General features: G+C 44.8%; 21 protein-coding genes. 5 read left to right on the top strand and 16 right to left on the bottom strand.

The window, feature by feature from the left end; genetic code table 11:
- Window positions 1-7 precede the first annotated feature (7 nt).
- The gene (locus tag LEP1GSC047_RS03775) at window positions 8-1,720 is read right to left on the bottom strand and encodes a GAF domain-containing hybrid sensor histidine kinase/response regulator (protein ID WP_010414332.1); all 1,713 of its coding nucleotides are present in this window, start codon (window positions 1,718-1,720) and stop codon (window positions 8-10) included.
- Window positions 1,721-1,853: 133 nt separating this feature from the next.
- On the bottom strand, window positions 1,854-2,324 hold the full coding sequence (locus LEP1GSC047_RS03770; protein WP_010414330.1) for an LIC13081 family protein: 471 nt from the start codon (window positions 2,322-2,324) through the stop codon (window positions 1,854-1,856).
- 80 nt (window positions 2,325-2,404) lie between these two features.
- On the opposite strand from LEP1GSC047_RS03770, the gene LEP1GSC047_RS03765 reads away from it, so the two are divergent.
- Together LEP1GSC047_RS03765 and LEP1GSC047_RS03760 are read left to right on the top strand one after the other, a co-directional pair.
- Window positions 2,405-3,283 (top strand): pirin family protein, encoded by an 879-nt coding sequence (locus LEP1GSC047_RS03765; RefSeq protein WP_010414328.1) that lies wholly within the window; start codon window positions 2,405-2,407, stop codon window positions 3,281-3,283.
- A gap of 52 nt (window positions 3,284-3,335) precedes the next feature.
- Complete coding sequence (locus LEP1GSC047_RS03760; protein ID WP_010414326.1) at window positions 3,336-4,568, top strand: BaiN/RdsA family NAD(P)/FAD-dependent oxidoreductase; 1,233 nt, start codon at window positions 3,336-3,338, stop codon at window positions 4,566-4,568.
- A gap of 25 nt (window positions 4,569-4,593) precedes the next feature.
- Here the strand turns inward: LEP1GSC047_RS03760 and LEP1GSC047_RS03755 are convergent, their stop codons facing one another.
- The 6 genes from LEP1GSC047_RS03755 to LEP1GSC047_RS03730 form a co-directional block, all read right to left on the bottom strand.
- Window positions 4,594-4,938: a VOC family protein gene (locus tag LEP1GSC047_RS03755; protein WP_010414324.1), complete on the bottom strand. Its 345-nt coding sequence runs from the start codon at window positions 4,936-4,938 to the stop codon at window positions 4,594-4,596.
- Window positions 4,935-5,213, bottom strand: a complete 279-nt coding sequence (locus LEP1GSC047_RS03750) for a GNAT family N-acetyltransferase (RefSeq protein ID WP_020988437.1) — start codon at window positions 5,211-5,213, stop codon at window positions 4,935-4,937. The genes LEP1GSC047_RS03755 and LEP1GSC047_RS03750 overlap by 4 nt, the downstream gene beginning before the upstream one ends.
- Window positions 5,214-5,319: 106 nt before the next feature.
- Window positions 5,320-6,693 (bottom strand): sensor histidine kinase, encoded by a 1,374-nt coding sequence (locus LEP1GSC047_RS03745; RefSeq protein WP_010414320.1) that lies wholly within the window; start codon window positions 6,691-6,693, stop codon window positions 5,320-5,322.
- Between the two features lie 327 nt (window positions 6,694-7,020).
- On the bottom strand, window positions 7,021-7,461 hold the full coding sequence (locus LEP1GSC047_RS03740; RefSeq protein WP_010414318.1) for a DoxX family protein: 441 nt from the start codon (window positions 7,459-7,461) through the stop codon (window positions 7,021-7,023).
- A gap of 104 nt (window positions 7,462-7,565) precedes the next feature.
- The gene (locus LEP1GSC047_RS03735) at window positions 7,566-8,015 is read right to left on the bottom strand and encodes a MarR family winged helix-turn-helix transcriptional regulator (RefSeq protein ID WP_010414316.1); all 450 of its coding nucleotides are present in this window, start codon (window positions 8,013-8,015) and stop codon (window positions 7,566-7,568) included.
- Window positions 8,016-8,525: 510 nt separating this feature from the next.
- On the bottom strand, window positions 8,526-9,347 hold the full coding sequence (locus LEP1GSC047_RS03730; RefSeq protein ID WP_039934259.1) for an aldo/keto reductase: 822 nt from the start codon (window positions 9,345-9,347) through the stop codon (window positions 8,526-8,528).
- Between the two features lie 89 nt (window positions 9,348-9,436).
- Between LEP1GSC047_RS03730 and LEP1GSC047_RS03725 the strand changes: the two genes are divergently transcribed.
- Window positions 9,437-10,075, top strand: a complete 639-nt coding sequence (locus LEP1GSC047_RS03725) for a DUF6962 family protein (protein ID WP_010414312.1) — start codon at window positions 9,437-9,439, stop codon at window positions 10,073-10,075.
- Between the two features lie 16 nt (window positions 10,076-10,091).
- On the opposite strand, the gene LEP1GSC047_RS03720 is transcribed toward LEP1GSC047_RS03725, so the two are convergent.
- The 3 genes from LEP1GSC047_RS03720 to LEP1GSC047_RS03705 form a co-directional block, all read right to left on the bottom strand.
- Entirely contained in the window at window positions 10,092-10,709 is a 618-nt protein-coding gene (locus LEP1GSC047_RS03720; protein WP_010414309.1) for an HD domain-containing protein, read from the bottom strand.
- 168 nt (window positions 10,710-10,877) lie between these two features.
- Complete coding sequence (locus LEP1GSC047_RS03715) at window positions 10,878-11,330, bottom strand: DUF1801 domain-containing protein (protein ID WP_010414308.1); 453 nt, start codon at window positions 11,328-11,330, stop codon at window positions 10,878-10,880.
- A 222-nt stretch (window positions 11,331-11,552) separates the two neighbouring features.
- The gene (locus tag LEP1GSC047_RS03705; RefSeq protein ID WP_010414302.1) at window positions 11,553-12,440 is read right to left on the bottom strand and encodes an LIC_13029 family protein; all 888 of its coding nucleotides are present in this window, start codon (window positions 12,438-12,440) and stop codon (window positions 11,553-11,555) included.
- Between the two features lie 134 nt (window positions 12,441-12,574).
- On the opposite strand from LEP1GSC047_RS03705, the gene LEP1GSC047_RS03700 reads away from it, so the two are divergent.
- Both LEP1GSC047_RS03700 and LEP1GSC047_RS03695 read left to right on the top strand, forming a co-directional pair.
- Window positions 12,575-13,597 carry a DUF2804 domain-containing protein gene (locus LEP1GSC047_RS03700; protein WP_039934256.1) on the top strand — a complete coding sequence of 341 codons (1,023 nt, stop codon included), beginning with the start codon at window positions 12,575-12,577 and terminating at the stop codon, window positions 13,595-13,597.
- A 23-nt stretch (window positions 13,598-13,620) separates the two neighbouring features.
- Window positions 13,621-14,760: an acyltransferase family protein gene (locus tag LEP1GSC047_RS03695; RefSeq protein ID WP_020988481.1), complete on the top strand. Its 1,140-nt coding sequence runs from the start codon at window positions 13,621-13,623 to the stop codon at window positions 14,758-14,760.
- Between the two features lie 57 nt (window positions 14,761-14,817).
- Here LEP1GSC047_RS03695 and LEP1GSC047_RS03690 read toward each other — a convergent pair whose 3' ends face one another.
- Genes LEP1GSC047_RS03690 through LEP1GSC047_RS03670 form a run of 5 tightly spaced genes read right to left on the bottom strand, consistent with a single transcriptional unit; the run spans window position 14,818 to window position 20,291 of the window.
- Complete coding sequence (locus LEP1GSC047_RS03690; protein WP_010414295.1) at window positions 14,818-15,186, bottom strand: response regulator; 369 nt, start codon at window positions 15,184-15,186, stop codon at window positions 14,818-14,820.
- A 26-nt stretch (window positions 15,187-15,212) separates the two neighbouring features.
- Window positions 15,213-16,265: a chemotaxis-specific protein-glutamate methyltransferase CheB gene (gene cheB, locus LEP1GSC047_RS03685; RefSeq protein ID WP_010414292.1), complete on the bottom strand. Its 1,053-nt coding sequence runs from the start codon at window positions 16,263-16,265 to the stop codon at window positions 15,213-15,215.
- 12 nt (window positions 16,266-16,277) lie between these two features.
- Window positions 16,278-18,116 carry a chemotaxis protein CheA gene (locus LEP1GSC047_RS03680; protein ID WP_020988447.1) on the bottom strand — a complete coding sequence of 613 codons (1,839 nt, stop codon included), beginning with the start codon at window positions 18,114-18,116 and terminating at the stop codon, window positions 16,278-16,280.
- A gap of 7 nt (window positions 18,117-18,123) precedes the next feature.
- The gene (locus tag LEP1GSC047_RS22475; RefSeq protein WP_010414288.1) at window positions 18,124-19,743 is read right to left on the bottom strand and encodes a HAMP domain-containing methyl-accepting chemotaxis protein; all 1,620 of its coding nucleotides are present in this window, start codon (window positions 19,741-19,743) and stop codon (window positions 18,124-18,126) included.
- Window positions 19,740-20,291, bottom strand: a complete 552-nt coding sequence (locus LEP1GSC047_RS03670; RefSeq protein WP_010414286.1) for a chemotaxis protein CheW — start codon at window positions 20,289-20,291, stop codon at window positions 19,740-19,742. Before LEP1GSC047_RS03670 ends, LEP1GSC047_RS22475 begins: the two co-directional genes overlap by 4 nt.
- Window positions 20,292-20,510 lie beyond the last annotated feature (219 nt).

The following is a 20,510-nucleotide window of genomic DNA, read 5'->3' as shown; positions in this document are numbered from 1 at the left end:
GGAGCCATCAACTTGGGAAAGTTAAATACGCAGTTCGCAAGTATTGTTGAATTTTTTCGGCTAAATCTTCCATACGAAACGGCTTTCCCAAGTAATCGTCTATCCCTGCCTTTGCACATTGCTCTCTGTCTTCCGGACTATCGTGAGCCGTTACTGCAACGATCCAAGGAATTTTACGGGAAGTGGGTTTCAGCTTCAAGATCCTTGCCGTATCTAAACCGCTAAGTTCAGGCATTTGAATATCGAGTAGGAGGAGATCTATTTCCTTTTTTTCCCAGAAAGCTAGGGCTTCGAGTCCGTTCGAGACGACCTCGCAGGATAATCCCATCTTTTCCAACATTTTCCGGATCAGCTTCTGGTTCACCGGATTGTCTTCGGCGACTAAGATAGTGAGAGTCGAATAGCCGGAAAAATCCAACGTGCCGGGTAAATTCGATTTCGGTCGCGTCGTAACGGAAACGTCTGCGACACTAGCTTTGGGTAATACGATTTCCAATAGAAATTTGCTACCTTCCCCCACGCGACTTTCGACGCTTATCGTCCATCCCAATGCGTCGCAGATTTTTTTACTCAACGCCAACCCTAAACCCGTTCCTCCGTATTTTCTCGAAGTGGACGAATCCAATTGCGAGAACGCTTCGAATAAATCCGGGATCCTTTCCTGGGAGATTCCTATTCCTGTATCTTGAAATCGTAATGTACCTTGAACATTCGTTTCGGAGATCGAAAGATTTTCCAACGAGAAATCAATTTTTCCATGTTCGGTGAATTTGAGTGCGTTAGATATCATATTGGAAATCACTTGTCGTATGCGACCCGCATCCGATCGTACCTCTAATCGTTCGAAGTCTTTAGGAAGATTTAACGAGAAAATGAGTTTCTTTTTCTTCGCTTCTTTTGTTGCGGCAATTCCTATTTCATTTAATAATTCGATTAAGTCAAATTCGATTGAGCTGAGCACGAGAGCTCCCGATTCCGCCTTACTAAAATCGATAACGTCGTTTATTAATCTAATTAAATGCTCTCCGCTCTCCTTCACCGAATCCAAATATTCCGATTGTATCTGATTCGTTTCGGTCTGATGGAGTAAATCGACCATGCCCAGAATGCCGTGCACCGGAGTTCTGAATTCGTGGTTCATATTCACGAAAAATTGTTCCCTGGCTTTTTGTAGATCCAGAGTTATCGCCTGAGCATGAATGAGTTCCCTATTATTCGCCTCCAGTTCCATATAAGCGACGACCGAATCCGCCAGGGCTCTCAAAGCCTCTAGTTGTTTCGAATCCAGGCCTCGCGGAACCGTATCGAGTACGCAAAGCGTTCCCACTGCGATCCCGGACGGAGTCAAAAGAGGCGCACCCGCGTAAAATTTTATGAAAGGAGCTCCTGAGACTTGGGGATTCTTTTGAAATCTTTCATCACTGCTAGTGTCCTTTACGATCAGAATTTCCTGGCCTTGAATCGCGAATTGACAGAACGAAATATCCCGGGGGGTTTCGGACACATCCAATCCGGTCTTCGACTTAAACCATTGTCGATTCGCATCGATCAAGGAAATAAGAGCGATCGGAGCGCTGCAAATAAGCGAAGCCGCCTTAGTGATTTCATCGTATTTTTTTTCCGGCGGAGTGTCCAAGACCTTATATCTATCCAGCTCACGAAGCCTGGCCGATTCGTTCTTCGGCTCGGGCGCTACTGAATAAGGACGAGGTGTTTCCATAATAATTGCTGACGATCGGCAGACGCGATATCGTCTCCTAATCCTGAGATGGCTATCCAAAAAAACAAGGGTTTTGCGCTTTGGATAGGCGTTTAAGATTTAAACTTTTTTTCGGTAAATCGGAATTTATTCCCTAACTCTTGATGACTTGAAAGCTCCTAGATCGTATCATCTTTCCTTGCGATAAAGTCTCTTGAAGACTTCTCATATCCTTACATATTTGATTTCGAATCTTTCGATGCAGCCAAACGTTCAAGAGGCAACCGAGTCTCTTCAGTCTAAATCGATTCGTAAAAACGATTTTAGTGTCCGTATCGGTTCCTTTAGGATCGGGATAAAACGAATACGTATCTCGAAGCTGTAAAAAACGATTTTCCTTAGTTATCACAATTCTCGTCGGATATTTTTCTTCTTCCAAATTATAGTAGGACGCGAGTTTCCAAAAACCGATTCCCACTTTGAGTTCATACCGATTCGTTCCCGGGACTCTTTTGCACTCTAGAATATAACTGTCCCACTCCGGTAAATTCTCCAGGTCGGATACATAGTTAAAGGCTTTAGCGAGAGGGGACGGGACTGTGAACGCGATCGTGGTCGTAAGCATGAAAATTCGTTGTACTCGAATGAGAAAAGACTTCCCTCTACTTATCGATCCAAAGTCCAATAAATAACATCGAGGAAATTATGGGTTTTAGACGAATTATTGGGACGAGAATGGCGGAAAAAACGCTGGAGGGAGGAGGGTTTCCGGTGCGAAGGCCGTTCCCGGTTTCCGGTTTTTCCTACTGGGATCCATTTTTACTTTTGGACGAAATGGGACCGATCGTATACGGACCGGGCGAGGCGATCGGGGCTCCGGACCATCCGCATAGAGGATTTGAAACGGTAACCTATCTTCTTTCCGGGGAAATGGAACATAAGGATTCATGGGGTCATGCGGGAAGACTCAATGCGGGAGGAATCCAATGGATGACGGCCGGTGCAGGATTAATCCATTCCGAACTTCCTTCGGAGGAATTCCGGAAAAAAGGCGGTAGAATGCACGGGTTTCAAATCTGGGTGAATCTTCCGAAAGAAAGAAAATTAATATCTCCTCGATACCAGGAAGTAAATTCAGAAGAACTACCGATCGTGGAAAAGGACGGAGTGTGGGCCAAAGTTATCGCGGGAGATTTATGGGGGACCTCCGCAGTCATACAAACCCAAACACCTATCGTATTTTTTCATTTAAAGCTTTCTCCCGGATCGTGGGCGGAAATACAAATTCCGAACGGTTTTACCGCTTTGGCATATCCTTTCGTCGGCTCGGGAACGGTGATCGATTCGGAAGCCGAAACGGAAGTCGAGGAAGGGGAAACGATATATTACGGAAACGAGATGGGAGCGATTGCATTACGAGCTCCTCAGGATTTCGAATGGGAGGTTCTCATCCTTGGTGGAGTTCCTATCCAAGAGCCCGTCGCTCGTTACGGTCCGTTTGTGATGAATACGTCGACCGAAATCCAAGAGGCTTTTGAAGATTATTCCGCCGGAAAAATGGGCGAAATTCCCGCCCAAGACTAGGTCTCGTCTTGAGAATTCGATTTCGTACTAAAAATAAAGATCGGAGAAGAATTTGCCGACCTTGATAGAGGCTAAGAAAATTGCGGTCATCGGCGGTGGAGCGGCGGGCTTTTTCGGCGCGATTCAAAGCCGTCTGCTTTCGGACGGTCATTGCGAAGTAACCTTGCTCGAAAAATCGCCGAATGTCTTATCAAAAGTAAGAATTTCCGGAGGAGGAAGATGCAACGTTACGCACGCCTGCTTCGATCCGGAAGAATTAGCAAAACGTTATCCTCGAGGCGGAAAGGAATTGCGACACGCGTTCGAAAGTTTTCAACCGAAGGATACGATCGATTGGTTCGAACATCGAGGCGTTCGTCTGAAGACGGAGGCCGACGGCAGAATGTTTCCGATCACGGACGATTCTGGAACGATCGTGGATTGCTTATTGCAGGAAGCGAAACGGAACGGAGTTACGATTCGAACTAAAGTTCCGGTTTTGGGAATATATCCTCGCGAGAACGAATCGAAAAATAGGTTTCTCGTAAAATGGGAAGGCGGAGAAGAGGAGTTTGATAAAGTCCTGCTGGCATCGGGCTCTTCGCGAAAAGCTTGGGATTGGGCCAAAAATATGGGCCATACTATCGAAACACCGGCCCCGTCCCTATTCACATTCGAAATTTCTGATTTTCTAATAGAAGGATTGCAAGGATTGTCTCTTCCCGAAGTGGAGGTCACTCTGCCCGATTTTAAATTGAAACAAAGAGGGCCGATATTGATCACTCATTGGGGATTAAGCGGACCCTCCGTCCTAAAACTTTCCGCCTGGGCGGCGCGGGAACTCGCCGACTGCGAATATAGAACCGCTTTACTCGTGGATTGGATACCGGATCGATCTAGGGAAGAGATTCGGGAAATATTGAAAACATTGAAACAAAAAAATCCTTCGCGTAAACCTTCCGCTCATCCTGAATTCCATTTTGCTTCGAGGTTTTGGGAAAGAATTTGGGAGAAAGTCGGAGACAAGCGCTGGTCCGAAATTTCGTCCAAGGAAATGCACGAGGTGGAGGAAACTCTGAAAAGAAGCGTGTTGCAAATCGAAGGCAAGGGGGCCTTCAAGGAAGAATTCGTGACTTGCGGGGGAATTCGGCGCAAAGAGGTGAACTTCAAAACGATGGAAAGTCGTCTGGTTCCAGGACTTCATTTTGCCGGGGAGGTCCTGGATATCGACGGAATCACCGGAGGATTCAATTTTCAGAATGCTTGGACGACTTCGTATCTTGCGGCTAAAGGAATGGTTTCTTAAAAAATAGGTAACCGATCACAGACCGTCACGCATTCCAAGGATTCGGGTAGGAACTGAATCCGATTCGGTTGCCGTCGGGGTCTCGTAGGTAAATCGTGTACTCCGTCCGGGATTCGATCCTGTCTCCGAATTGCTTTTCGATCAACTTCTTGTTATCGGAAGAATTTGCGCGAAAGACCAAGGCTTGGGGTCCTTTTCGAAATTCTTCCCGCTCGATCATGATCAACGCTTCTCCGGATCGAAACCAGCTGGATCGGATAGATCCGTCCGAAAACAAATGATCTTTTTCGAATTCTATACCCGGCAGGCTACCGTAAAAGGATTTTAATAAATCTATGCGATCCGTTGCGATCGCTATATGATGGATCATTCGCTTATTAAATCGGAATAATCCGGATTTCGTTTCAGATAAGTTTCCACATAGGAACAAGAGGGAATGATTTTTTTCCCGGACTTTCTTGCGGCGTCTAAAGCGGTCTTTACTAAAACGGATGCCAATCCTTTTCCGCGCAAACTACCGGGTACGAAAGTGTGGGTCAGATTCCAGACTTCCTTTCCGATTTCATTATAATCCAGATGCGCCTCGAAACCGTCTTGAATCAATACGAAGGTATGGGCCTGTTCGTCGTGTTTTACTACGTTCATTTTATACAAGTTAGACTTGGAAAATTCAGGAACGGGATTTTATTACTTACGAGTTGGACAAGAGGAAACCGGCTCGTCCGAGAGAAATATGAAATCGTCGATAGGCTCAAAACCTGGAAAATTCGAGCCTGATCGAAGTCCCCTCAAAAGGCTCCAGTTGAAGTTTCGCCTTAAGCTGTCCTGCTAAAGACTGAATGATCATCAGTCCTAACGAATCGCGCTTATCTCCGTCCGCGATCGGCATTCTTCCTTCGGACAAAAATAAAAACGCGGAGGAGTTTTTCGGTAGGCCGACCCCGTCGTCCTTGACGCAAAGAGCCAATCCGTCCTGACGCTCTTCCAGCCGAACGGTGATCGTACCTTTACGTCCGTCGGGAAATGCGTGTTTAAGCGCATTGGAAATGAGCTCGTTGACTATAAGTCCGCAAGGGATCGCTTTTTCCATCGGAATCAGGATTTGTTCCCATTCCGTTTCGAATCGGATTCGATTTCCGGGAGGAGCTTGGGAAACGATCAGATGGTTTATTAAAGATTCCAGATATTTATTCATGAACACGGTGGAGAATTTGCCTTGTTGGTAAAGATGATCATGGATCAGAGCCATGGCCCGAATTCTATCCTGGGCCTTTTCCAAGACTTCGATAGCTTGCGTATCCTGGGTATATAAGTTTTGAAGGTTTAGCATTCCGGAAACGATTTGAAGATTATTTTTCACTCGGTGATGGATTTCCTGCAAAAGTATTTCTTTTTCCTTCAAGTGTTCCGCTAATCGCTTTTCGACGTTCCCTCTTTGGATTATCTCCGATTCCAGATGATTCTTGGATCGAACGATTTGAGAACGTCTTTTCTTCAAATTCTCCAATAGATTATTTTTCCTTTCGATATTTCGTTGTAATCCCAGCATTAAAACGGTAACCGTAAGGCAGACGATCGCATTCGAGATCAGGAAGTTAAACCCGACGACGAAGAATCTATCCTGAGGCATCGACCACGTTAGTTGAAATTGCGATAGCGCGATCGCGGTGGTTAGAACCGCTAAAAAATTTCCGAATAGGGCGAGGAGGCAGGGGATGATGCCGAACAAAACCCCCGTAAGAACCGGAAAAGGGAATAGCCATATCATTCCTCCTCCTTCCGGTCCGAGTGCGATGAGAAGGGAAGCTCCCAAAAGGAAATTTAAGAATAGTACTCCGCAAGAACGTAACGGAAACGGTAGTTTTTTTCCGAAGAATAAAATATAAAGCAAGAGCATTGCGAAGGTATTTATGAAAATAACGGAAGTTCGCGTTTCCTCAAAAGCCAATAACGTGCTCGGAATGTACGCGATCGTTCCCAATACGGTCATCGCTAAAATCATGGAAGAAAGAACCGATTCCCGCCAAAAAGGTAAACCGTCCCGAATCGATTCGTCTGGAGCTACATAATTCGAAACGGATCGTCGGATCCAGTTCAAAGCGCCATACTTCTTTCTTCGCTTCATAACCAGCAATAATAGACTATCTTTGAACGAAAAATATTCCTTTTTGCTTTTCGATCAGGATGGACCCGAAAAATAGGAACGGAAATAGATATTTTATTTTTAAGTTTCACGGGGATTTGCAGGTTTCTTAATATATAGTATGTTGTTTAATAATCCTTTTTGACTAATCTCGCTCAATTGAGGAAAAAATCGTCGGGACGGAACAGATAAGAAAAAAAAGGGGGCCGATGGCCCCCGAAATTGAGGTAGTTAGATATGCATCGGATTCCACGATCGCGGTTCGATATCCTTTGGAATCGATTTGTTGGAGTTTCCTATTTTAAAATTTTATTTTTCGTCCGCGATAATACCGTCTACTGATGCCCAACCGGATCCTTTGATTAGAAGAACGATCGAGATTGCAATCGCAAGGAGATGGAATTCTATACCTTCACCCTGTTGGTTTCCCGCCCAGTTAATAAAAAATCCGTGAGGAATATGGACCAATAGAGCGACAGTCATCGCGACCGCAATGCCTGCTGCGGCTATTCTAGTGAATAGGCCGAGTGCAAGGCCGATGGGACCGAGAAATTCCGCCGCGAGTAGAAGAAGAACGAATAACGTCGGAGTTCCCTGTGCAGTAAAGAGGCCTAGTGTTCCCGAAAATCCGTGGCCTCCGAACCAACCCAATACTTTTTGCGCTCCGTGCGGAAAAAACACGACGGCCAACACAATTCGCAGAATAAAAGACGTTATGTCCTTATCAGTTTTGAGAATTCTTTCGATCATGTCAAAATCCTCCAAATGATTTGTTATAGTATAGTCTATTAATTAATAGTTTAATATTAAAGTAGTGGTCCGAATAATCCAAAAAACATCGGCTCCTCCCGTCCTTACAGATCCCGAAGACCCACGGTCTTACAGATTTGTCCCAGTTGTTTTAAATCATCATCGGAAAGAGGAGACATTCGGTCTTTAAGGTGCTCAAGGTAAGAAGGGAAAACCTTGCTGATGAGTTCTTTTCCGGAGTCGGTTAGGTTGACGATGAAATATCTTCTGTCTTCCTCACTTCTAACTCGTTGGACGAGGCCTCTTTTTTCGAGATTATCCACGATTTGAGTGATATTACCTTCGCAGGAAAAAATCTTTTGCCCGATTGCTTTCTGACACATCGGACCGAGGTGATGCAGGGTTTCCAAACAGCCGAATTGACCGCTTGTCAAGCCGAACTGACTCAAAACTTTATCCTCCATAGAGCGTATCGAATCGGTGCAACGGCCTAACTTGATGTACGCATCCAGGATTTTGACGTCTCTTGGCTTTCCTTTGAAATGACTTCCCATATTAGTTTAAGATTAAACTATCTCTATTTAGACGGCGACTTTTCTCAAATGTCAATCTTTTTTCAGAGGACAGAGGACAGAGGTCTGAGGACTGAAGACAGAAGCTGCTCAAGGTTGGAAGGCAGCGGGGGTTAGACGAAAAATCTGCTGATAATGGAGGAATCTTCCTGTAGAACATGGAAACTCCGTTTATCAATGTACTGTCCTCAGTCCGCTGTCCTCAGCACGGGCGGCCCCCTTCACTTCGTTCCGGGTCACGCTGCTCCGGGCTTCGCTTCCGCTGCGGTCTCAGCAACTCTTTTCTCTTAACATAAACCGTTATCTGGAAGCGCTGCGACTGCTTCGCACCCTGCACATCGTTGCCGCTTTCAGAGGACAGTAGCTGCTCGAGGTTGGAAGGCAGCGGGGTTAAACGAAAAATCTACTGATAACGGAGGAATCTTCCTGTAGAACATGGAATCTCCGCTCATCAATGTTCTGTCATCTGTCCTCCGTCTTCAGTCCTCTGCCTCAGGCTCCTGTCGGATCCCAGCAGGTTCTGAAATCTTCATTCCAAGATTCCATATCTTGAAGTTCGCTTTGAGATAAGGAGAAGTCAAATACCTGAGAGTTTTCCACTAACCGTTCCTTTTTTACCGATTTAGGAATTACTACGAATCCTTTATCGATCGCCCAGCGAATCAAAACTTGGGCGGGAGTCTTTCCGATTTTTTGAGCGATGGAAATCAATTTAGGGTCGTTGATTTTTCTCCCGTGCGCTAGGGGGCTGTACGCTTCCAGAATGATTCCGTTCTCCTTGCACTTAGCGGCTAATTCTTTCTGATTCAAGAAGGGATGGAATTCCACTTGGTTCACTGCAGGAATGATTTCCGCCTGAGGAAGGAGTTCCTCCAGATGAGAGATCGTGTAGTTACTGACTCCGATCGATTTTACTAAACCTTCATCGTAAAATTTTTCCAACTCTTTCCAAGCCTGCTTTCTTGTACCTGAGATAGGAAAATGAATCAGATATAAATCGATCGATTCCAAACCTAAACTCTTTAAGGAGAGTTCCAAATTTCTGCGCGGTTCCTTTTGGTCGGAATTCCATAATTTAGTCGTAACGAAGATTTGATCTCTAGGGATTCCGCTTTCCTTAATTGCGGCGCCGACGTCCTGCTCGTTTCCGTAAATCTTTGCGGTATCGATATGACGATACCCCGCTTCCAAAGCCCAGTTAACCGCGTCTCTGCATTCCTTTCCGGATTTGGTTTTCCAGACTCCAAGACCGAGGACCGGCATCCGTATTCCGTTATTCAGTTGAATCGATTGCGTTAAGGGAGGATTTGGCATACGGAAAATTAGACTGTCCAGAATCGATTCGGTCGGAAATCGCGTTGCATCGGAATGAATTTTTATCATAAATCGGGACCTCTATAAGAGTGAAAGAAGCCTTAATCGGACTTGCAATTTATCCAGTCTCTTATTCAATACCCTTCATGCAAACGAGCACAGTTATATCCGATTTTATCCTGGCGGCCGTTGCAGCCTGGACAGGATTCCGACTTCACGGTAATTGGAATAAACGAAGCGGAGCCTGGGGATTCTATTCCATCGCTATCGGTGCCGCTCTCGGGAGTTTATTTTTCGCAGGAGTTACGGTAATCGAACCTATCTACCGAATCGTGATCGGATTTGCCGCCCAAGTCGGAGTTCCTTGGATCGGCTTGGCCTTTTTTACCGGAACTTTCGGGAGGATCAGCCCCAGGAATTGGATTACGATTTCTCTTTTTCTCGTTTTACTGTCGTTAGCGGATCGTTGGATGGCTTTAGGAGGCTATTCCACATTCATCGGGGCCTTATCTTTTATAACTATCATCGTCTCTTGCGTTAAACGATATAGCGGAGCCCATAAACCTGCCGCGATGTACGGAATCCTTGGGTCTTTATTATTTATTCTTGCGGGTCTTGCCATCGGAACGGCAGGAGAGGCGGCAGGCATTTTAAAAGTCGATATCTACCATTTCGTTCTTGCCGGAGCCTGTTATTGCTTGGGCTTTTCTCTAAAAAGACTCGGATAATAAGCCGATTATTTTTCTATTCCAATTCTTCGAGTTCGTGGTTTAGATTAGCTCTAGCCTGCGCCTCAAGGGTTTCGAAAAATTCCCGGCTAGTAAAGATTCGGTCCATCCGTAAAAAATATTCCAATACCTTTTTTCTACCGGACGAATACTCTTCATCGGAATATTCTTTATATTCGTTTCGGATACTTCGTGCGTATCGTCGATATTCCGATTGTTCCGCGCCTAAAATCGATAAGTCACAATCTAAAAAATACCGGATATCCGGATCGTCCTGCGTTATGTGCATTTTAGTGGCAAGAATAAGATCCTTAACCTTAAAGATCAGAAGTTTCGGGGCATCGATCCGGGTTAATCTCTCTTCCGCTAATGCCGCACTATTCTCCTCGTTCCGGAAATCCTTAGGATCATAGATGATATCGTGATAAAACATCGCAAACAGCAGGCTATCCCAATCTTGAATTCTTGTCCGAACGGTCTTTAATCCTTCTAAAAAGGATTTTAGATGAGTAAGAGTATGATAATGTCTATGGCTTTCCGAGTAGTTTACGTTGATTTCGGTCCACAGAGCGTCGATTGTGCCTTTCAATTCGGAATACTTACTTGCAGTTCTGTAAAACTCTTCCCTTAACATGAATCTGCTCTCCTATCCTTTTCGGAAATTCGCTTCGAAGTTCTTTATTGGTCGATGCCGAGCTTTTTCGCTTATTAATCGGGAGATCCCGGAGATTCATTGTAATGATTATATTCTTGCGTTACAATTAGTTTTCCCCGTTCCGAATCGAAAGAAAGGGCGATTTTCTTAACGATTCGACTTACTGCGATGGTACGTTAAAGCTAGAGAGATGCAATCTTGTAATTCGGTAACAGGGATAGGCTCGTCGTATTTAAAAACGATGCTCCGATTTCCTTCGAAGCGGAACTGATTGCGGTATTTCCTTTTGAATTGTTCGATCAGGGTGGTTTTGCAATTAAAGTAAATTCCATATTCATCCGCTCGGGATTCCCTATGATGAATTCGAATCGTACTTCCGCTTTTTGTTTGTGTCGTCAGATAGCTGGGCTCACCCCATTTTAAGGTTTCTTCCAAAGGACCGATGCTTTCCGTCATCGAAGCCGTGTCGAAAATCAATTGCCTCAGGAAAAGAAGTTTAGTCCGCATTCTTTCCGGGTAATTATAGAAAACTTCGGCTACCGCGGCGGTTCCGAATTCTATCTTCTTTTTGGAATCCGTATTTATTTTTTTCGATTTCATGGCTTGGTATCAAATATGATTTTCCTCTTCATACTGTGTGATCGAAACATCCCTTATGATCTCCTCCTTCTTATCGATTACGGCTTCGGAAGTTCCCAGGATTTCCGCGCCTCCAACTTTGGTACGGTTGATAGAAAATTCAAACCATTTTTCGATCGGAAGAAATCGCGATAGCAGACATTTGCCCTTTTACGCATGTAACCAGAATTCGATCGGCTCGAATCAGGCGGGGATTTGTTCGGAGACTTGAGTGACCCAGGAAGAATAATAATTGGAGAGAGTCCGTAAAAACATCAGGTCCATTTCGTTTTCCGGTTTGATGGCTCTCAATGCGTTCGCATACTGAGTTCGAAAATCCGTAAGAGCCGCGGCTTCGGAAATATACGCCCGCATCGAATGTGCCTGCTCCGGTCCGAATCCATATTCATTCGACCACTTATCGATCAGAGTTCCGCAATTGTATTTTCTCGAGAGCAGTATTTGAGCCAATATGTTTCGGAACATATTTTCTATGGAAATGATCGTAATATCCTTATGCGTGATCGAAATATCCGTTATGATCTCGTCCTTTTTATCGATTACGGCTTTGGAAGTTCCCATTTTATTAAAAACTTTGGAGAGATCATTATAAGCCCTAAAGTGCTTTAAAATCGTCTCGCGATCTTTTACATCCACCGTCCTTTGGTCTTCGGGATGATTCATCTCTTGAAGAATCGATTCTATAACCTGAAACATAATGTCGAAAGTGAATTGGGTCGTTTTGCCCAGTAAGTAACGGATCTCGCTTTGAAAGGCAGCATGAATCCCGGTAAAAAAAGACTCTAGTTTTTCCGGAGGGAGAACGGTGGAAGCTTTAAAGTAGGAGATCATATCTCTTACGAATTTGGTTCGATCGAGTAGAGGGAATTGTTCGGGATGATTGGAATGCGTACGGATAAAAGGTTCTTTAACGATCTTAATCGCTCCCGTTCTTACCTCGTCCGAACGAAAGATTACCCGATATAACAGAAGGGAAATTTCCCGCGAAGTCTTCTTGTCTTTTAAGGTTTTGAGATCGGAAGGCTCGAGCAGATAGCTGCTACTAGGGTGCTTGCTCTGGACTTCTCCCATAGAATGGCTTTGTTTTTTTCCTAACGCTTGGTATGTCTATACTCAGAGGAAAAAGCGAAAAGTAAAGCAGATTTGCCGGGTGAGTCGGAAATCCATTGATTTTTCCACCCAAGCTTCAAAACTCGATCGGACATATGAACAAAATCATCGGGCCCGATAATCAAGTTAGGTACGGCGTTTGGGAAACTCCGATCGAATTTAATCATAACGATTTCCGTCTTCTGGATTTTTTCGGGAAGGAGATTACAGGATTAAAAAGGCGATTTGCATTCCATACATTCAATTATCTCGGTCTCCTGATGGAAGATTCGATAGTCGGAATTGCTGCGGTCAGTCTCGGTTATGCATATAACGTATTCGCTTATCTTTATCGCTTTGACGAAGGGAAAGTATACGAATTTAATACTAAGGGGCCGGATCTCGGGTTAGCGCTAAAATTCCCCGCAAATCCGGACGAGTATCGGATTCAATTTAGAAAAGGAAAATCATTCTTAGAGATTCGTAAATCCCACTCCGAAGGAATTTTATCCTTAGAGGCAAAGTTCGACGGAAAGTTGGAGATTTCCGGAGAATTCCCATATTCCCTAAATACGCATAATCCTTTGAGAGTCTTGAATCCTTCCGAGCCGACTCGTTGGACCTTCACCGAAAAATGCTCCCCGTTATCGCCGACCCGTCTCTCCGTTCGTTATTTGGAGAAAGAGTTGGTAAGAGATCCCAATAAATCGACTTTAGTATATGATTGGTCCGGGGGATATCTAAGAAGGGAAACAAATTGGTATTGGGCGGCTTTTTCCTCCGTCTTACCTAATAAAACTAAGATCGGAGCGAATTTCGCCGCATTGGTAAACGAAACCTTTTTTTCCGAAAACGCTTTTTGGATTAATGCAAAGCAGCAACGAGTCGATCGTTGCATTTTCGATTTTTCCCAGGAAGATCCTTATAAGCCTTGGCGCTTATGGGACGAAGCAGGCAGACTAAGATTGGAATTCAAACCGGTGGGTGAACGTAGAGAAAAGATGAATCTTATTTTTACAAAATTGTATTTTAGACAATTTGTAGGGAAATTCTCCGGAACGTTCCGACCGGACCTAGGAAAAGAAATTTCTTTCAAGAATGTTTGGGGTTTTACCGAATTTCATCGCTCTCTTTGGTGAAAATCCGAAACGAAATACATTTCGTGAAACAAGAATTATTAAACGACTCGTTTGCTAGTAAGAGGCTTTTATCCATCGATGCGTTGAGGGGATTTACCGTTGCCGGTATGATTCTCGTAAATAATCCCGGGTCCTGGTCGGCCATTTATTCTCCGCTGAGACATGCTAAGTGGTTCGGGTGTACCCCGACCGATTTGGTGTTTCCTTTTTTTCTCTTTTCAGTCGGCGTTTCTATTCCGTTTTCCACTATCGGGAACGGCGGGACTTTTTTTAAAATCCTGAAACGGGCTTCGATTCTGATTTTCATCGGACTATTTCTGCATTGGTTCGGAGAATGGAGTATGGACCGACTCAGAATTCCCGGAGTTCTTCAGCGAATCGGTTTGGTCTATTTTATCTCCGCGATCGCCTATCGCTCTGCGAGTTTCCGGACTCGCATTATGATTTGTATATCGATTCTTTTCGGATATTGGATCTTATTGGAATTCGCCCCGCCTCCTGGTGCCGGTTCCCCGAGTTTGTCCCCGGGGAAGGATTGGGGGGCGTGGTTGGATCGAATCGTTTTCGGGGAAAATCATCTTTGGAAGTCCTCTAAGACCTGGGATCCTGAAGGTTTGCTTGGCTCTCTTAGCGCCGTCGCCACGACTTTCTTAGGAATTTTTTTCGGAGAGGTTTTGAAAAAGGATTCGGATACAAAGGGAAATATTCAAAAAACTGCATTTACCTTCATCCTTGCCGCGATCGTACTTATGCTAGTCGGATGGATTTGGCACCAATTCTTTCCGATGAACAAAAGTCTTTGGACTTCCAGCTTCGTATTATGGACGGGAGGGTCGGCTGCTCTCTTGCTTTCGTTGTTTCTTTTACTCGAATCCTCTTCCATGAAAAGCAAGGATTTACTGTTCTCACCATGGATTCCTTTCGGTAGGAACGCAATCCTCGTTTTTTTCGTATCGGGAATTTGGGCAAGAACTTTGAACTTAATCCATGTCCGAAACTCCGGAGAATCGATAAACCTCAAGACGTTTTTGTTTCAAAATGGATTTCTGGTCTGGGCCCCTACGTCGGAATTCGCATCTTTGGCATATGCGTCGAGTAACGTGCTTCTTTGGTTCGGAATTTTATACGTGTTAGACAAGAAGAAGTTGTACTGGAAAATCTGAGAGTTTAAAATCGGTCGCCGCTTGAAATATTTTCTAGCGGCTTCCTAAATGCCGAAGTTAGATCGTAAGTAATTTCTTTACGGCCATTAATAAATCTTCGTCGTTAAACGGTTTTGTCATCCATCCTCTTGCCCCTGCGTCTTTTCCAGCCGACTTCATTGCGTCGCTTGATTCGGTAGTCAAGATGAGAATTTTCGTGTTCTTTCCTTTCTCCGTCCGCAAAACGTCCTTGGTGAGTTCGATCCCGGTTTTTCCGGGCATATTAACGTCGAAGATCCCTAGATCGAACGGTCCCTCGCTTTCGATCTTGGCCATCGCTTCGTCAGGCCCGGAGGCTTTCGTAACCGAATATCCTTCCTCGGAAAGGGTGAATTCCAGAAGCTTTAATACGGTGGGCGCATCGTCGACACATAGAATCTTAACCATTAAATTCTCCTATTATTTGTATGAATTCATATCGAATTTTCGAATTCGCCTAAACACAGTTTTGCGATCTTATCCGGAACGGAATCCAATGAAATCTGTTCTTGAACGGCGCCTATTTCGAATGCCTCCCTGGGCATCCCGTATACCACCGAAGTCGCTTCGTCCTGCCCGAAAGTTAAAGAGCCTCGATCGCGCATCGCCTTCATACCTTCGGCTCCGTCTTTACCCATACCCGTTAATAGAAAGGCGGCGCTAAATTCCGCCAAGGGAGATGCGGCGATCGAGCGAAATAGGACGTTCACGGATGGTCGATGACCCGTCACCTTTTCGCTTTTGAAAACGTTAAGCGAAAAGGTCGTATTATGATGATCTAATCCCATGTGAAAATCACCGGGTGCAATATAGACGGTATTCTTAGAGATTTCCATTCCGTTTTCCGCTTCGACGATCCGCAAAGGGGAGATGTCGTTTAATCTGGCGGCAAACATTGTCGTGAACTTAGGAGGCATATGTTGAACGATTACGATCGGAGGAAGGCCGATAGGTAAATTCCTCAGTAGGAATTCCAGCGCTTGAGTTCCACCGGTCGATGCACCTAGGGCGATCAGTTTTATATCGGCGACCTTTTTCCTATCGCCGAAACCGAATCCTGTGATTACGAGTTTCTTTCTGCGAAGGAGCTTATTTACGTCGGTTCTGGCGCAAGCTCGGATCTTATTCTTTAATTCCAAAATCATTCGGAAAAAATCCTCTTCGCTCCCGTCCGCCTTCGGAACGAATTCTATGGCGCCGGCTTCGAGCGAATCTAAGGTAATCTTAGCGCCGCTCTCCGTATATGAGCTTAGCATAATGACGGGAATAGGATTCTTAGGCATAAGCCATCGAAGAAATTCAATCCCGCCGATGTCGGGCATTTCCACATCTAAAGTCAAAACGTCCGGATTTACTTTCGGAAGCTCCCTCATAGCTTCCGTGGCGGTACTCGCACCCACTACTTCGAAACGAGGATCTTCCGATAATTGACCGGCTATGATTTCGCGAACGATTCGATTATCGTCGATAATGTACACTCGAATCATCAATCGTACCCGTTAAGATTTTACTTTTTCTCGATTGCCGACATTACTAACATCGCTGCGAGTCGGAGGCTGAAATTTTTCGAATAAGAATTTAGAGTCCAAAATCAAACTTACTCGCCCGTTCCCGAGAATAGTGAATCCGCTGACGCCTTTAGTTTTTTTGATGGAAGAAGTAATCGGTTTAATAACTACATTTTGATTTCCTAATACATTATCCACGAGTACTCCTAAGAACCTGTCGTCATTCTCCAGGATGATTAAAACGGGATTGGGGCTATTATAGTCCAATTTAGATCTCAGTCCGAGTAGATCGTTGATTTTTATAATCGGAATATAAATGCCTCTTAGGTCCAAAACTTCCTGATCTTGATATGGCCGAATAATGCTTTGGCCTTTAAGACTTACCAACTCGCTTATCTCGACGGTCGGCACGGTTAGATAGGTCCCTCCCACTTCGAAGATAGTACCTTCGATTATTCCCAGCGTTAAGGGAATTCTTAAAATGAAAGTCGTTCCTTCGCCTTTCTTAGATCGTATTTCGACCTTACCGTTCAGTTTTCGGATATTTTGTAGAACGATATCCATACCGACTCCTCGCCCTGAGATATCGGTTAGCTTTTCCGCAGTGGAAAAACCGGGGGTGAAAATCAGCTGGAAAACTTCCTTGTCGCTCATTTCCTCTCCGTTACCGCGTATTAGGTTTTTTTCACGGGCTTTTTGCAGGATAAGCTCCCGATCCAGGCCGCGACCGTCGTCATTGATCAGAATCCAAACTTCGTTTGCGGATTGTCTAGCTTGGAGTCGGATGATTCCTTTTTCTTTCTTACCGGATTCCCTTCTCATTTCGGGAGATTCCAGTCCATGATCGATCGCATTTCGGAGCAAGTGAATGATAGGGTCCTGAATGATTTCGACTACGGACTTATCTATCTCCGTCTCTTCTCCCACTATGCGTAGGTCCACCTGTTTATGGGATCGCTTTTGCAAGTCTCGAACCAAACGATTCATTTTTTGGAATGTACCGGATAAGGGAATCATTCTCATAGATAGGGAGACTTCCTGTACATCCCTGACGATTTTGTGCAGGTGTCTCGCTGCGGAACGAAATCCTTCCAAGTTCAAATTTTCCAGTTCGGGATGATGAATCACATTCGATTCTGCAATCACTAGTTCCCCGATAAAATCCATCAATTGATCGAGTTTTTCCGTCGAAATACGGATATCTTTTTTACGTTCCGGCATAAACGTTTCTTCGATTTTCGGGGTGGCGATGGACTGTGGAACGGGATTTTCGGAAATAGGAAGTCGTTTCGATTTTTGATCGTCCGGTATTTCTAATTCATCAAAAAAACCGAATGCTTTCTCTTTCGGGCCCGCTTTGCCTTCATCAAAAAATCCGAAGGCGGCCGCCTTCTTTTCGGGTTCATTCGGTTTTTCGAATTGGGAAATTTGATCCAATCTCTTTTTCAAAAGGTTCCGAACGGTTTCGGTTTCATCATCAAAACCGGAATCGGAACCGGACGCTTCTATCTGATCGAAGATCTTCCTGAGCAAATCCAGAGTATGCGTTAGATCTTCGCTAAAAGGCAGTTCGGTCACTTTAGGAAGATTGCGCAGTACATCCAGCAGCGTTTCCGCTAAATGCGTTATCTTTACGACTGTTTCAAGTTTGAGAAGTCCGGAAGATCCCTTGAGCGTATGAAAAAACCGGAATGCTCTATTGACGGTGTCCGGTTTCCCTTCTCCCTGGGATTCGATTTCGTCCTCCAGAGAGAGAAGGGCGTCTTCCGCAGAATCGATTAAATCCCGGGCCTCGGAAACGAATTCGAATAAAAGAGTCTTGCGATCCATCGGCGTATTATAATTTAATTTCGCTATTCGTTTCTTCGGAACTTGCGGCAAATTCTTCGTCTACGGAAGATTCGCTTTCCTCTAGAAGCGATTGAAATTCTCTCTTTCCGTTGCCTCCCTTCGACGCGTTCGTTTTCGGGGTTCCGAAATGAGATGCCGCTCTTTTAATATCAAAGTGGTGGGACGCAATCTGCGGGGTTGCCGAATTTTTTCGCGATTGTTCTTTCGATTTTTTGTTCCTTCGATTTAACTCCGCGGCTTTAAGGACGTCCTCCTTTATTTTAATCAAGGTTCCCATCACTCGCAACAGAATTTCCGCTTGTTCGCTTAACTCGTTGGACGTGGAAGCTAATTCCTCGGAAGCGGCGGCATTCTCTTGAGTGGATTGGTCTAGTTGGATCATAGCCGTATTGATTTGGGTGATACCTCGAGCTTGCTCGTCGGATGAGACTGTAATCTCTTGGATTAGCTTTGCGGTTTGTTCGATGCTCGGTACGATTTCCTCTATTAGTTTTCCCGCATCTTCGGCGCGATCCACGGAATCCTTGGATAGTCCGTTGATTTCCTGCGCGGCGACCTGGCTGCGCTCGGCAAGCTTTCTTACCTCGTCGGCTACTACCGCGAATCCTTTTCCGTGTTTACCCGCTCTTGCAGCTTCGATAGCCGCATTTAGTGCGAGAAGATTCGTTTGATAGGCGATCTCTTCTATAATATTAATTTTAGCGGATATTTTCCGCATGGCGGTCAACGTTTCTAAAACCGATTTTCTTCCCTTACTTGCGTCTTTTGCGGAACTTTCCGCCATTGAATTGGTCTCTTTTGCATTATGCGAATTTTGTTCGATGGTGGAGGACATCTCTTCGACGGCCGCGGTCGTTTCCTCCAAACTTGCGGCCTGTTCGTTGGCAGCTTGACTTAGAGAAAACGCGGTAGCCGACACTTGCGCGGCCGCGGCGGAGACCGAATTGACGACTTCCAAGGCGGTCGATAACGCTTTATTAACGCTTAGAGTGATCCAAGTTGAAAATGCGATTCCGATCAGAATTGCGGAAACCGATACGATCGCCATCAGCGTGAGGGTGCTTGAAGATAGCTCATCCGTGAATTTGTTCGCCTGTTCCTGCTCCTTTTCGGCTCTCTGGATGATCTGCCCCAATAATTTTTCGATTTTATCGAAATGGTTTCGAAGGATCGTTTGAGATATTTTTCTAGCCTCCACGTTTTTATTCAAGAAAGCCAGATCCAATACGATTTTTAGATCTTTCTTATAGGCGGGAAAAAGATTGGATCTGATTTCATCCATGTCCTTTTTGCCTGCGACGCTTAATAAAGGATAAATATCCCCATATAATTTTTCCACTTCCGTAGAATAGCGGTATGCATCGGCGATGTATACCTTCATCTCGCCTTCTTCCGTAGACAGAATGCTGTTCTTTTCGGCTCGCGTAATCATGAGCAATAAGGTCCGAATGTCTATTCCCATGGCGGCTTTCTTTGCGGATACATTGATGACGTTCGTGGTAGCCTCGTTCATCTGAAAAAAACGTATTCCTGCGAAACCGGCGACCAACACTTGCAAGCTGAGTACCGTCGAAAATCCTATTATCAGTTTTGTTTTAACACTCATATTCTTCCACCTTGATTTACGATCGGAGATTCATTCGCCGGAATCGTTTTATGCAAAATTTCTAATTCTTCATCGTGCAATAACCTTCGCACATCTAGAAGAATCTTGACGGAGTCGCCGACCTTGCCGAAGCAGGAAATGAAACGGTTTCCCTCACCGTCGCCTATTTTGGGTGCGGGTTCGGTTTGATTAACGGAAATGGTTACCACTTCCCGGACCGTATCCACGATCAGTCCGAGATGTTCTCCTTCGAAATTCAAAATGATAACGCAAGTTCTATCCGAATAAGGAATACTTTCCATTCGAAAGCGTAGTCGCACGTCTATGAGAGGGACGACTTTTCCTCGCAGATTCGTCACTCCTTTGATGAACTGAGGCATGTCCGGGACTTCCGTGATCGGCTGCATTCCTATGATTTCGGTGATGTACTTTATTTCGATTCCGTATTCTCTCTCGCCGAGCGAAAATATTAAGTACTTATTCTCCAGTGTATCTTCGTCGTCTAATTCGTCCTCTTCCAGTAAGAGATCTAAATCTGATTCTGCCATACGTTTCCTTATTAATTTGTACGTTCTTTAATCGATCGTCTATGCGACTCGAAAGGTTATTGAATTTCCTTCGGGAATGCACCGAAATTAATTCGAGTTAAAAATTTCTTCCAGCGAACTGGCATGGGCGATTCGCGGGGGTCTTTTGGGATAATGTCGCCGTCGCCTGTTGTATATTTAAATATTATAAAATATTGATATTCAAATATAGTACATTCT

The sequence above is a fragment of the Leptospira inadai serovar Lyme str. 10 genome (genome assembly GCF_000243675.2).
Classification (GTDB): domain Bacteria; phylum Spirochaetota; class Leptospiria; order Leptospirales; family Leptospiraceae; genus Leptospira_B; species Leptospira_B inadai.
The sequence above is the reverse complement of the archived record's forward strand: the minus strand, read 5'-3'. Positions and strand labels throughout refer to the sequence as shown.